The 13,672-nt window shown below is 61.4% G+C and carries 12 protein-coding genes; 8 read left to right on the forward strand and 4 right to left on the reverse strand.

Annotated features, from left to right (window positions below):
- The coding region (locus VF285_RS01390) for a pyruvate kinase alpha/beta domain-containing protein (RefSeq protein WP_346950822.1) at positions 1-226 on the forward strand (226 nt) is incomplete at its 5' end.
- Positions 227-282: 56 nt separating this feature from the next.
- Here the strand turns inward: VF285_RS01390 and VF285_RS01395 are convergent.
- A complete protein-coding gene (locus VF285_RS01395; protein ID WP_346950823.1) occupies positions 283-1,041 on the reverse strand; it encodes an N-acetylmuramoyl-L-alanine amidase in 759 nt (252 codons plus the stop codon).
- 184 nt (positions 1,042-1,225) lie between these two features.
- Between VF285_RS01395 and prmB the strand changes: the two genes are divergently transcribed.
- The 7 genes from prmB (at position 1,226) to VF285_RS01430 (ending at position 8,884) form a co-directional block, all read left to right on the forward strand.
- Positions 1,226-2,122, forward strand: coding sequence for a 50S ribosomal protein L3 N(5)-glutamine methyltransferase (gene prmB, locus VF285_RS01400; protein WP_346950824.1), 897 nt, complete (start codon positions 1,226-1,228; stop codon positions 2,120-2,122).
- Positions 2,119-4,038, forward strand: coding sequence for an ABC-F family ATP-binding cassette domain-containing protein (locus VF285_RS01405; protein ID WP_346950825.1), 1,920 nt, complete (start codon positions 2,119-2,121; stop codon positions 4,036-4,038). The genes prmB and VF285_RS01405 overlap by 4 nt, the downstream gene beginning before the upstream one ends.
- 175 nt (positions 4,039-4,213) lie before the next feature.
- The gene (locus VF285_RS01410; RefSeq protein WP_346950826.1) at positions 4,214-4,783 is read left to right on the forward strand and encodes a carboxymuconolactone decarboxylase family protein; all 570 of its coding nucleotides are present in this window, start codon (positions 4,214-4,216) and stop codon (positions 4,781-4,783) included.
- 14 nt (positions 4,784-4,797) lie between these two features.
- On the forward strand, positions 4,798-5,964 hold the full coding sequence (locus tag VF285_RS01415) for an acyl-CoA dehydrogenase family protein (protein WP_346950827.1): 1,167 nt from the start codon (positions 4,798-4,800) through the stop codon (positions 5,962-5,964).
- 3 nt (positions 5,965-5,967) lie between these two features.
- The gene (locus tag VF285_RS01420; protein WP_346950828.1) at positions 5,968-6,798 is read left to right on the forward strand and encodes an ABC transporter ATP-binding protein; all 831 of its coding nucleotides are present in this window, start codon (positions 5,968-5,970) and stop codon (positions 6,796-6,798) included.
- On the forward strand, positions 6,795-8,015 hold the full coding sequence (locus VF285_RS01425; RefSeq protein WP_346950829.1) for an ABC transporter substrate-binding protein: 1,221 nt from the start codon (positions 6,795-6,797) through the stop codon (positions 8,013-8,015). The genes VF285_RS01420 and VF285_RS01425 overlap by 4 nt, the downstream gene beginning before the upstream one ends.
- Positions 8,015-8,884 carry an ABC transporter permease gene (locus VF285_RS01430; RefSeq protein WP_346950830.1) on the forward strand — a complete coding sequence of 290 codons (870 nt, stop codon included), beginning with the start codon at positions 8,015-8,017 and terminating at the stop codon, positions 8,882-8,884. Before VF285_RS01425 ends, VF285_RS01430 begins: the two co-directional genes overlap by 1 nt.
- Before the next feature lie 38 nt (positions 8,885-8,922).
- On the opposite strand, the gene VF285_RS01435 is transcribed toward VF285_RS01430, so the two are convergent.
- From VF285_RS01435 to VF285_RS01445, 3 genes are all read right to left on the reverse strand, one after another.
- Positions 8,923-11,205, reverse strand: a complete 2,283-nt coding sequence (locus tag VF285_RS01435; protein WP_346950831.1) for a UvrD-helicase domain-containing protein — start codon at positions 11,203-11,205, stop codon at positions 8,923-8,925.
- Entirely contained in the window at positions 11,202-12,410 is a 1,209-nt protein-coding gene (locus VF285_RS01440; protein WP_346950832.1) for a DesA family fatty acid desaturase, read from the reverse strand. The genes VF285_RS01435 and VF285_RS01440 overlap by 4 nt, the downstream gene beginning before the upstream one ends.
- Positions 12,411-12,498: 88 nt before the next feature.
- Positions 12,499-13,672 (reverse strand): RsmB/NOP family class I SAM-dependent RNA methyltransferase (locus tag VF285_RS01445; protein WP_346950833.1); only part of this gene is annotated, 1,174 nt, incomplete at its 5' end.

Raw genomic sequence — 13,672 nt, forward strand, 5'->3', positions numbered from 1 at the left:
AGAGCTTGCCACCGCCCGCCGCCTGGCCCTGGTCTGGGGCGTGCGCCCCGTGCACTTCCCCAAGCAACTGCACGAATCCAGCGAGATGATCGCCTGCGCCACCCGCAGTGCCTGCGACGCCGGGGTGGCCAAGCCTGGCGACACGCTGATTGTCATCGCCGGACTACCCTTCGGGCGCAGTGGAAGTACGAATCTGCTGCATGTGGCGCTCGTGCCACCCTTGTAACCACTCCAGGTGAATGCAGCACGCAAATGGCGCATGATCCCGACGGGTAAAAATGCCTAAGAATGTAAAAACTCACCCATTGCACGCACAATCGCCGCAATCATCTTCTTGCGATTGGCCGCCACATCGACATAGGCTTCGTCCTGCACGTCCGTGATCACGCCTACCTCCAGCAAAACGGCAGGCACCTGATTGTGTCGTAACACGGCGAGGTGGTCATAGCGGTAGATGCCCAAACCGGGGTTCAGGAGGGGCCGCCCTTCTCCGCACGTCTTGCCGGCATGTTCCAACATGGGCGCACGACCCAAGGCTCGCAGTTGTTCACCCAGATCCGTCGCCAGTTGAAGAGAACGGGCAAAGTTCCCGTTCTCTTTGGAGACGTACAGCGAATAACCGCTCGTGGGTTTCAAGGTCTGAAAAGCCACGCGCCCATTTTGCTGCACCTGCCGCAGGCAGCGCAGTTGCACCGAGTCATGGTGAACGGATAAAAATACGGTGGCCCGGAGTTCGTTGGCAACTTGTGCCCGACCGATCAGACTCATGGATTCCTCAGGCTGGCGCGTGATCTTTACCTGCCATCCAGCCTGCTGCAGCGCAGGCGCGAGCTCTGCCACGAACCGGTCGTTGTAGCCGACTTCACGCGTACCCAGAACACTGGTCGCTCCGCCGTCCGAGGGGTTGTGCCCCGGGTCCAGCACAATCAGCGGTTGCACGGGTCGCGTCTGCACAGGCTGTGTTGGCGTGGCGATTCCCGCTGGCGCACTGCACCCGGCCAGCCAGATGCAGGCCGATGCGACCCAGATTCCGTGACGCATGGCAGAACTCCCCCATCCAAAGAAACCACTCAGGCGAAACGCATAGTACTGCGTTGGAAACTGCAGCCCTGCCCTGTATGAAGCCAATACAATCAAGTCGCGACGCGGGTGCGGCATCAAGCTACAATACGCGCCAAAAGAACATTGCGCCCCAAGACGAGGCATCGCGGGGGCCCGTAAGGCCATGGCATCTCCTCATACCGAACTTCTCACTTTGCGCGACCTGCTGCGCTGGGCGATTTCCCGTTTTCAGGCAGCCGGCCTGGTCTTTGGCCACGGCAGTGACAATGCCTGGGACGAAGCGGCCTACTTGCTGCTGCACAGTCTGCACCTGCCACTGGATACGCTGGACCCCTTTCTGGACGCCCGGCTGCTGGAGCGTGAGCGCCAACGCTGCGTGGATCTCATCCACGAGCGCGTCAACAGCCGCAAACCCGCTGCCTATCTGACGGGCGAAGCGTGGCTGCAGGGCGTGCGCTTCCTGGTCGACGAGCGTGTCATCGTGCCGCGCTCGCCCATCGCCGAACTGCTTTCAGAAAACCTCGCTCCGTGGCTTCCAGATCCGCAGGCAGTCCACGAGGTTCTGGACCTTTGCACCGGCTCAGGCTGCCTGGCGATCCTGGCTGCCAAGGCCTTTGGTGAAGCGCAGGTGGACGCCACCGACGTGTCTGCCGACGCATTGGCAGTAGCCCAGTCCAATATCGAGTTGCATGCCCTGCAAGGCCGCGTGACAGCCCTGCGCAGCGATCTGTTCTCGCGCTTACCAGAGGATCGCCGCTACGATCTGATCGTCTGCAATCCACCTTACGTCAATACGCATTCGATGGCAGAGTTGCCCGCCGAATATCGCCACGAACCCAGCCTCGCGCTGGCCGGTGGGGTGGACGGCATGGATCTGGTGCGCAAGATCCTTGCGCAGGCACCCCGCTTCATGGCAGCCAAGGGATTGCTGGTTCTGGAAGTCGGCCACGAGCAAGAGCACTTTGAGCAGGCCTTTCCTGAACTGGAACCGATCTGGCTGAGTACAGACACAGCATCCGACCAGATCGTCCTGCTGCGCCGCGCGCAGCTTTCAGAATGATCCGTGCGTCAGGCCTGACGCTCAGGCGCGGGGTCAAAGTCCTGCTCGACGAGGCAGAGTTCACCATCCACGCGGGCGAACGCGTCGGTATCGTAGGTCGCAACGGCGCGGGAAAATCCTCGCTCTTCGCGCTGCTCAAGGGCGACATCGACCAGGACTCGGGCTCCCTGGATCGGCCCGCCTCCTGGCGGCTTGCCAGCGTGGAGCAGATTCTGCACGACACGAACAGGCCAGCTCGAGAGTTCGTGATCGATGGTGATCGACACCTCCGCGGGTTGCAGGCACACCGTGCGACTTTGACCGCGGCCCAGGGGCAAGCCATCGCCGAGGCCGAGTCGGCACTGGTGGAGGCCGAGGCCTGGAGCGCGCCATCTCGGGCCGAACAATTGCTGGCGGGGCTGGGATTTGCACCCGACGAATGGACGCGCCCAGTGGCCAGTTTTTCAGGGGGCTGGCAAATGCGAATCGCGCTGGCGCGGGCTCTCATGGCGCCTTCCGACCTGCTGCTGCTCGACGAACCCACCAACCACCTGGATCTGGATGCCATGCTGTGGCTGGAGCGTTGGTTGTCCGGCTACGATGGCACCATTTTGCTCATTTCCCACGATACGGAATTCCTGGACTCTGTCGCCCGCGTCATTTTGCACTTTGAGCACAACAAGCTCGTGCGCTACAAAGGTGGCTACCAGGCATTCATTGAGCAACGTGCAGAACGACTGCGACAAAACAGCCTGACGCAACAGCGCCAGACCCGTGAAGCCGCCCACCTGCAGTCCTTCATCGACCGCTTCAAGGCCAAGGCCTCCAAGGCCAAACAGGCACAAAGCCGGGTCAAAGCGCTCGCGCGCATGCAGGTGCTCACACCCTTGGCTGTTGAATCCGGCGTCGCCATCAGGCTTCCCGAACCCGACCACACACCGGACATTCTGCTCAAACTGGACGAAGCATCACTCGGCTATCCGCCCGGCGAGGACGCGCCGCAACGAATCGTGCTGCAGGACGTGAGCCTCATGGTACGCGGTGGCAGCCGCATCGGCATTCTCGGTGTGAACGGAGCGGGCAAAAGCACTTTGGTCAAGACGCTGGCTCAGGAGCTCAAACCGCTGGCGGGCAGCTACCAGCCCGCGCGAGGTCTGGAAGTCGGCTACTTTGCGCAGCAGCAGCTGGATTCCTTGGACGAAGCCCTCAGTCCACTGCAGCATTTCACGCGTATTGCACCCGACACGCGCGAACAGGAGCTGCGCAACATGCTGGGCAGCTTTGGTTTCGGGGGCGACATGGTGAATCAGGTCGTGGCTCCGTTCTCGGGTGGCGAGAAAGCGCGTCTGGCGCTTGCGCTCATCGTCTGGCGCAAGCCCAATCTGCTCTTGCTGGACGAGCCCAGCAACCACCTGGACGTGGATACCCGTGAGGCGCTGGCTCGCGCCTTGGCCGAATTCTCCGGCAGTGTGCTGCTGGTCTCGCACGACCGCCACCTGTTGCGCACGACGGTGGATGATTTCTGGATCGTGGCGGACGGCAAAGTCGAAGCCTTCGACGGCGACCTGGAAGACTACCGCGAATGGCTGCAACAGCGCGGCAGCCGAGCTGCCCAGGCCAGCCGTACTGCCACCACACCAGACAAGGACCGCAAGACGCAGCGGCGCGAACAGGCGCAGGCGCGTCAGGCTCTCGCCACACTGCGCAAACCGCTGGAGACGCGGCTGAAGAAGGTGGAAGACTCCATGACAAAGACACAGCTTCGGCTGGCGGAAATCAACGCCTTGATGGCCCAAGCAGACTTTTACGCCGACGCGTGGAAGGACAAGCGTCCTGGCCTACTCACCGAACACGGCGAGCTCACCAAAGCCCTGCAAACGCACGAAGACGACTGGCTGGAAATCCAGAGTGAAATCGAGGCGCTGGGAAGCGCCTGAACCAGGCCTTCCAGTCGCCTCATACACGACAGTCATAAGGAAAATTCATTATTTTCTAATAAGCGGAAGACATCAGGACGATAACGCATAACCAAATGAACTCATATTCGTTTGGGAAGGAGTAACGGCTCCTTAGAATGAACAGGTCTTAGTTATTTCACGAAAGATCTAAACCATGAGCCGTCTTCCCATTCAGTCCATCGAATCCGCCCCCTCCGCCTCGCAAGAACGCCTGCGCGCTGCCGCTCAAGCAAGTGGCTTCCTGCCCAATCTGCTGGGCGTTCTAGCCAACGCACCCACTGCGCTCGAAACCTACCAGACCGTCAGCGCCATCAACGCACGGAATTCCCTCACACCCACCGAGCGTGAAGTAATCCAGATCACGGCCGCCACCTACAACGGTTGCGGCTTTTGCGTCGCCGGCCACACCAAGCTTGCTGCAAAAAAACTGCAGCTGCCTCAAGAAGTGATCGACGGGCTGCGTGGCACCCGAGCACTCTCAGACCCCAAGCTCAAGGCGCTTGCACAGTTCACGCTACAAGTCATTGAGCACAAGGGCCAGGTGGCCGACGCAGCACTCGCAGATTTTCGCGCTGCCGGATACACCGACGGACAAGTGCTGGAGGTCGTACTGGGCGTAAGCCTGGCCTCTTTGTGCAACTACACGAACAACCTGGCTCAAACCCCCATCAATCCAGAACTGCAGCCGTACGCGAACCAGAGTCTTGCTGCCTACGCGGCCTGAGACGAGAGGCCGCCATGAGCAGCAGTACCCTTCCCAGCCAATTTCAACAGGACGTGGCGACCCTGATCCGCACGTCGTTGGAGCCCCAGACAGAGGCTATCGACCACGGGCGATATCCGGCTGATTTCTTGCAGGAACTGGGCCGACTGGGGGGCTTCTCTGTCGGGCTGCCCGTCACCGAAGGCGGGATGGGCCTGGACCAGGCCGGACAAACGGAATTGATCGCACAAATCGCACGCGTCTGTGGCTCAACAGCCTTTCTGGTTTGGTGCCAAGCCATCTGTGCCTGGTACCTGCACCACACGGCCAACACGGCGGCGCGTGAGCGCTACCTGCGTGCTGTCGCGAAAGGCACCCAACTCGCCGGGACGGGAATGTCCAACGCCGTCAAGCATCTGGCGGGCATCGAGCGCATCAACCTGCGAGCGCACAAGGACCGTGAGGGATACCGGGTGAATGGCGCCCTCCCATGGGTGTCGAACCTGGGGGCCGGTCACTTATTGATCGTGGCGGCCGAGCTCGACGAGGGCGGTTACATCATGTTCGCTGTGCCCCCCGAGTCCACAGCCCTGACGCTACGCGCCTGTCCGGCCTTCTCGGGCATGGAGGGCACAGGCACCTTCAATGTCCGACTGAAGAACGCCTATGTGCCTCCAGAGGACGTGCTCGCTGATCCCGCATCCTTCGACGCCTACTTGGGACACATCAAACCTGGGTTTCTGCTCACCCAGGCAGGCATGGGAATCGGCCTGGTTCAAGCCAGTATCGCGGCCATTCAGGCCAGCAATCAACGCCTGGCTCACGTCAACCAATATCTGGATGATCAGGCTGACACCCTGCAACGAGACCTGGACGGCCTGCGGACAGAGATCGTTCGGCTGGCCCAGGCTGGACACGATGCACTCCCATTGGACCTCTTACGGGCTCGTGCACAGGCATCGGAACTCTGCCTGCACGCAGCCCAGTCCGCCGCACTGCACGCAGGCGCTGCAGGCTATCTGCTTAGCAGCCCCACGCAGCGAAGGCTGCGCGAGGCGCTTTTCGTCGCCATTGTGACACCTGCCCTCAAGCACTTGCGCAAGGAGATCGATCGGCTGGAACACGGCGGCAGCAGCGCTTCGCGAGATGCCCGACACGCCAGCGAGCACACAGGTTCGGATCTCACCCAGGTGGCTGCCTGAGCCATGACTGCTGCCCTCGCGTTCCGTAATGAGCCCTCGGAAGACCCGGCCCAGGCTGTCCTGAGTGCCGAAAGCCTCTCGCTGGGCTATGCGCAGACCGGACAATCGCAGCATCACACTGTTTTGAGCGAATTCTCCCTCGAGTTGCACGCGGGCGAAATCATTGCGCTGCTGGGCCCCAGCGGCGTGGGAAAGTCATCACTGCTGCGAGCACTCTGCGGCTTGCAGACGGCCCAGGCAGGGCACGTTTGCGTGCATGGCCGTGTGTTGGCAGGGCCTGATCCGGCACTGGGTTTCGTCTTTCAGGACCCCTGCCTTTTGCCTTGGCTCACACTGGAAGAAAACGTGAGATTCGGACTGGATTTTCGCAACCAGCCGCATCTGGACGCAGCCGAGCGCGACCTTCGTGTCCAACAGGCCATCGCCGAGGTCGGCCTGTCTGCAGCCCGAGAGCGCTACCCTGACGAGTTGTCGGGTGGCATGGCCCAACGCACGTCACTGGCGCGTACCCTGGCCCGGAACCCCGAGATTCTGTTGCTCGATGAGCCCTTCAGCGCGCTGGACGAAGTCACGCGCAGCGAGATGCAGACCTTGCTGCTGCAAATCGCCACACGCCATCACACGGCCGCAATTCTGGTCACCCATGACATCGACGAGGCACTGCTGCTCGCAGACCGCATCCTGCTGATCGGAGGCCAGCCTGGCCACCTGATCGGACAGTGGCAGCCCGACCGTGCGCATCCTCGCGATGAAACCGACCCCCATCTGGCCGCTCTGCGGATTCAGATCCTTCAGGCCCTCAGGGCTTCGCGCCCCCCAAGACTTCCATCATGACACACCGATTTCCAGACCTTTGCTGCACTCCTCAAGACAGCACATTCGCTCGCCGCCGCGAATTTCTGAAGCTTTCTGCGCTATTTACCGCTGCGGGTGCTTTGCCCTTCCTTGAAGCGGGGCGCACAGCGCGCGCTGCCGAGCCCGAAGCCCCTGTACGCATCGGTTACCTGCCCATCACCGACGCGACTCCTTTGCTGGTGGCCCACCACAATGGTCTGTTTACCCAGCAAGGCCTGCAAGTGGAAAAGCCCAGGCGCTTCCGCAGTTGGTCCCAAATCGTGGAGGCGTTTCTCGCCGGGCAGGTCAACGTGGTGCATTTGCTCATGCCCATGACGGTCTGGTCACGCTTCGGCAGCCACTCATCCGCCAAGGTCGTGGCCTGGAATCACACGGAAGGCTCATGCCTGACCGTCCAGCCCGATCTCAAGAACGTAGCCGATCTCGGGGGCACCACGGTGGCCATCCCGTTCTGGTATTCGGTGCACAACATTGTGCTGCAAGCCCTATTGCGCGAATCCGGGCTGGAATTCATCAGTGAAGGGACTCCGACCAAACAACAGGTCAAGCTCGTCGTCATGTCGCCGGGCGACATGCTGCCCGCCTTGGGAAGCAAGCAGATCTCAGGCTACATCGTGGCAGAACCATTCAACGCCAAGGCTGAAGAGCTGGGCGTTGGCAAGGTCTGGCGTTTCACGGGTGACGTCTGGCGCAACCACGCTTGCTGCGTGGTCACCATGCATGAGCAGGACCTGCAAAAGCGTCCTGACTGGTCACAAAAAGTCGTGAACGCGATCGTGCAGGCCCAGGGCTGGGTGCGCGGGCACCGAGAAGAAACGGTCAATATCCTCGCACGCGACAACCCTGCCGCCTACACGCCCCACAACCGTTCCACCTTGGCTCGCGTGTTGATCCCCTCGGCACAACGCGATGCAGAATACGAACGCACCGGCGCGATCATCCACAAAGACTGGCACGAACAACGCATCGACTTCCAGCCCTATCCGTACCCCAGTTACACCGAGAAGCTGGTGGAGTTGCTCAAAACCACGTACGTGTTGGGACAAAATGACTTCCTGAAGACCCTGGACCCCGCCCGTGCGGCCCGCGAGCTGGTCGACGACCGATATGTACGCCGTGCGATCGAGGCCCAGGGTGGACTGAAGACCTTTGGTGCCAATGCTTATACGCGAACAGAGACCTTCGAGGTGAGTTGATGAACAGCCCCTTGATCTCAGACGCCTCATTGCCCGCGCCGATTCCGCTGCGTGGATCGAATGTGCAAGCGCGCACAAAAGCGCTACGGCGCTTTCGCGAACTGGCGACTGGGCGGCCTGTGCTCAGTTTGGGGGGGCTACTGGCACTTTTACTGCTCTGGGAAGGTGGCATCGCCCTGCTGGAGCAGAACGTGCCTATGGCCAAAATGTTCGCCCCCGCGCAAGCCCTCCCCGACCTCGTGCGGCTGCTGGCAGAAAATCAACTCACCATGCACACGCTCGTCAGCTTGAGGCGAGTTGCAGTGGGCCTGTTTTGGGCGCTGGTCTTCGGAGTGCCTATCGGACTGGCCATTGGCGCATCGTCACGACTCGAATCGGCCACCAGTGGCGCGTTTCAATTCCTGCGCATGATCTCGCCGCTTTCCTGGATGCCCGTGGCCGTCATGCTGTTTGGCATTGGCGACGCTCCCATCTATTTCCTGCTCAGCTTCGCGGCTGTCTGGCCCATCATTTTGAACACCAGTGCCGGCGTGCGGCAACTGGACCGCCGCTGGCTCATGCTCGCGCGCAGCCTAAGCGCCACACGGCGTGAAATCCTCTGGAAAATCGTGATTCCAGGCTCCCTGGGCCACATCCTGACAGGGTTGAGGCTCGCCATCGGGATCGTCTGGATCATCCTGGTTCCCTGCGAAATGCTGGGTGTCAGCTCCGGGCTTGGCTATTTCATCCTCGACACACGCGACCGCATGGCCTATTCGGAACTCATGGCCGTGATCGTCCTGATTGGCGCGCTGGGCTTCTTGCTCGACACGGGGGCCCAGCGTTTGCACCGTCACTGGGCGCGTGGGCGCTCGTCCGCCCGCCACTGACCAGGCCTTGGCCGCAAACGAGCCTTCAGGACACGCGGCTAATCCAGGACCTCGAGCTTGGCAACGCCAAGCGCCAGGGTCTTGGTGCCCACGTCACGAAACTCGATACGAGCCTGGGCATCGTCGCCGTTGCCACTCAGATAAACGACGGTTCCTTCGCCGAAACGACCATGGCGAACGTTGCCTCCGATTCGAAAGCACTGCCCACCTACGGTGATGCCGGCAGTTTGCGTCCGCGCCGCGCGCGGAACAAACGCGCTCCCCCCTTGTTCGGCGTGGGGCCGTCCGAACGCGTCTCGCCACGCCGGCTGGGCCGACTGGGTCGATTGCACGCGTTGGCGCGGCGTGAGCCACTTCAGATGTTCTTCAGGAATTTCATCCAGAAAGCGTGAACGCATCGGATAACGCGTCTGCCCATGGAGCATACGGCTTTGCGCGAGCGTGAGCGTAAGACGCTCGCGAGCCCGCGTCATCGCGACATACATGAGACGGCGTTCTTCTTCGAGCCCCCCGGCGTCCAGCAAGCTGTTTTCATGGGGAAATAGCCCCTCTTCCAGACCGGTAATGAAGACCACGTCGAATTCCAGGCCCTTGGCGGCATGCACCGTCATGAGCTGAACTGCATCTTGGCCCGCCTGCGCCTGGTTGTCACCGGCTTCGAGCGACGCGTGGCTCAAGAACGCACCTAGTGGCGACATGACCTCGGGGGGTTCGGCTTGCGGATCGGCTGCGTCTGTAGCCGCAGCCGCAGCCAGCCCTTCGGGAATGCGTCCGGCCACCAATCCTGCGTAGCCTTCTTCAGACACGAAGGCAGTTGCCGCATTGACCAGCTCCTGGAGGTTTTCAAGTCGCTCCTGGCCCTCGCGTTCGGCCCGGTAATGTGCCTCGAGCCCACTGACATGCACGACCTGACCAATCAGCTCCGGCAAATCAAGGCTCTGCGCATCGTGTGCCAACCCCTGAATGAGCTGTGAAAATCGAGCCAGACTCGTCCCACCTTTGCCCGACATGTAGGGCACCGCCTGGGCGAGACTGACGCCATACTGCGCCGCTGCGTCGGCCAGCTGTTCCAAGGTCCGCGCCCCTATTCCTCGAGTGGGAAAATTCACCACCCGCATCCAGGACGTGTCATCGTGTGGGTTGTCGACCAATCGCAGATACGCCAGTACATGCTTGATTTCCTGGCGCTCGAAAAACCGCTGGCCCCCATAGACTCGATAAGGCACTTGCGCAGAAAACAGCGCATGCTCGATGGGCCGAGATTGCGCGTTACTGCGGTAGAGCACGGCAATCTCGTGGGCCGCGCGCCCATCGCGCAACAACGCGCGAATCTCGTCGACCAGCCACTGCGCTTCAAGCAGATCGGAGGCCTGTTCGACCACCCGAAGAGGCTCGCCCTCGCCCGCATCGGTCCAGAGATTCTTGCCCAGGCGATTCGCATTGTGCGCAATCAGCGCATTGGCCGCATCCAGAATGTGTCCGTATGAACGATAGTTCTGCTCCAGCCGGATGACATTACCTTGCGCATGACGATGTTCGAAGTCAGCCATGTTCCCGACATTGGCGCCGCGAAACGCGTAGATGGACTGGTCGTCGTCGCCCACCGCAAACACAGGCGTTTCGTTTCCTGCCAGCAGCATCAGCCAACGATATTGCAGCACATTGGTATCCTGAAATTCATCGACCAGGATATGCCGGAAACGCCGCTGATAATGCTCACGAATGACGGATTCTCGCTGCAACAGCTCGTAGGCGCGCAAGAGAAGCTCGGCGAAATCCACGACCCCTTCGCGTTCGCACTGATCCTGATACCGCTGATAGAGATCTGCCAACTGCCGCGCGTGCACATCGCGCACGTCCATGTCCTTGGGGCGCAGTCCATCCTCTTTTGCTGCATTGATCATGCGTTGAACATCGCGCGGAGGAAACCGATCTTCATCGGCACTCACGGATTTCAGCAGGCGTTTGATCGCCGACAGTTGGTCGGCACTATCCAGAATCTGGAAAGTCTGAGGTAGCGCTGCTTCTCGGAAGTGCGCACGCAACAGCCGGTTGCACAGGCCGTGAAAAGTACCCACCCACATGCCACGAGTACGAATGGGAAGCAGCGCCGAGAGGCGCGTAAGCATTTCGCGCGCTGCCTTGTTGGTAAACGTGACGGCCAGTAACCCAAATGGGGTGACCTGCCCGGTCTGGATGAGCCAGGCCATGCGGGTCGTGAGCACTCGCGTCTTGCCGCTGCCGGCGCCGGCAAGCACCAGGGCATGTGTTGCGGGAAGGGTGACAGCGGCCCTTTGCTGCTCGTTCAGACCATCGATCATAGGGCGTAACGGCGCAACCGGTACGCAAACTGTTCGAGGCCGTCGATGCCGCTTGCCTGAGCGCGCCGGCACCAGACCCGCAGATCGGCCAGCAACTGTTCGCTGCTGGCGCTGGAGGATTCCCAGAGACCTTGCAGATCGTGCCGCATCTGCACCAGCGTGGAAAGCGCCGGCACGAGCGTGAGTGCGCGCGCAACCTGAGCACGCTTATCGGCGTCGAGCGTGGCATCGTCACGCGACAGCCACTTGCGACACTGCCGCAGCAAGTCGCGATCGCCAGGGCGGCCAGGCAAGGCCAGCGACTTGAGCTCTTGAGTCACCGCCACGCGAACCATGTGAGAATAGCGTGCCAGCACTTCGTAGCGATGCGCAATGATACCTTGCAACTGATCTGGGCCCAGGGAGTCAATTGCGACCGGCCCGCTGCTTTGCAGCCGCAAGCGCGGCGCCACCTTGCGCACCGTCGCCAGGCCCAGCGCCTGCAGCAGCCGGATATACATCCAACCCAGGTCGAATTCGTACCACTTGGAAGAAAATTTGGCCGAGGTGCCATACGCATGATGGTTGTTGTGCAGTTCTTCGCCGCCAATCAACACCCCCCAAGGCACCACGTTGGTGCTGTCGTCCGGGCACGCGAAGTTTCGATAGCCCCAGGCATGCCCCAGGCCATTGACCACCCCTGCCGCCCAAAAAGGAATCCAGGCCATCTGCACGGCCCAGACCGTGAGGCCCAGCACCCCGAACAGCGCCAGATCGATCACCAGCATGGAGACTATGCCCAGCAGATTGTGGCGCGAATAAAGCCTGCGTTCGATCCAATCGTCGGGCGTGCCATGACCGTAACGTTTCAAGGTGTCGGCGTTCTTGGCTTCGTTGCGATAAAGCTCCGCGCCCTGAAAAAACACCTGTGACAGGCCAAAGATGGCCGGCGAATGAGGATCGCCTTCTCGTTCGCATTTGGCGTGATGCTTGCGGTGGATGGCAACCCACTCTTTGGTGATCATCCCGGTGGTGAGCCACAGCCAAAACCGCAAAAAATGCGCAATCGCCGGGTGCAGATCGAGGCCCCGATGTGCCTGGGAACGATGCAGGAACAGCGTGACCGCGATGATGGTGATGTGCGTGAGCACCAGCACAGCCGCGACCAATGCCCAAGGGCTCAGTTGCAGGAGTCCCCCTTGGAGAAACGAAAACCAGGTAGTCATTGCGATTTGGCCCAGACAGCTAAAGAAGCACCTCTCAGTTTAACGTAGCTGACAGCTCACCGTCAGCTACGAGGTCCCTATTCGCGGGTTATTCCTGAGCGGGAGCCCGCTGCAACACGGCCGCAAAGAACCCATCGGTGCCATGGCGGTCTGGCCGCAACTGCAGATACGGCCCTGGCAGCGCAATCTCGATGCCACGCTCGGCCAGCACGGGTCCTGCTTCCAGCAGCGTGAATTCAGGGTGTTCAGCCAGAAAGCCTTCAACCTGGCGCTCGTTTTCTTCCGGCAAGATGCTGCAGCTCCCGTACACCAGCCGCCCGCCGGGACGCACGCAAGCTGCCGCCTCGCGCAAAATGGCCGCCTGTGTCGCGTACAACTGCACCAGGGAGTCGGGGTGTTGGCGCCACTTCAGGTCCGGATTGCGCCGCAGCGTCCCCAGCCCGCTGCAGGGAGCATCTACCAGCACGCGATGCGCCTTGCCGCGAAGCCGATACACGCGTTGATCGTGATGCTCAGCAATCACGACCGGCACTACATTGGAAAGCCCGCTGCGCGCGAACCGGGGCTTCGCACGGGCCAGCCTGGCAGCCGATACATCGAAGGCATACAGGCGTCCCGTGGAGCGCATGAGCGCTCCCAGCAGCAGCGTCTTCCCACCTGCGCCCGCGCAGAAATCGATGACCATCTCGCCACGCTTGGGTGCCAGCAGAGCCGCCAGCAATTGGCTGCCCTCATCTTGAACCTCGACCTCGCCCCGCTCGAACGCGGGCCATCGATTCACCGGTGGGCGGCCTTGAATACGAACCCCCCAAGGGGAATACGGCGTAGGACGGGCATCCCAACGCCCCTCGACCCCCTGCTGCCATGCCGCAAGCAAGGCGTCACGCGTGATCTTGAGCGGGTTGACCCGCAAGTCCAACGGCGCTTGCTGCCCAAGGGCAGCAAGCAGCGATTCCGGATCATCAAAGTCGCTCAGGCGCTCGTCCAGCCAGTCTGGAATGCTGAAGCGCACAGCACGCGGCAGGCCGGCAGTTGGAAGGGTCAGGACGTGATCCAGCCACGCGCGTTCCTGCTCGTCCATCCCTGTGCTCAGCGTCTCACGAGGCCAGACCGAGGCCAGACCCAAAATCGCCAGGCGGCGCGTCGCAGCGCCGACCCCACTTTCCGCAAATTGCCGGTAACGACGCAAGTTTCGCAAGACGTCGAACACCGCCTCGGCGATTTCCCCACGGTCGCGCAACCCCGCATTGCTGTGTGCCCGG

It is taken from the genome of Castellaniella sp., from assembly GCF_036379515.1.
Taxonomy (GTDB): domain Bacteria; phylum Pseudomonadota; class Gammaproteobacteria; order Burkholderiales; family Burkholderiaceae_B; genus Castellaniella.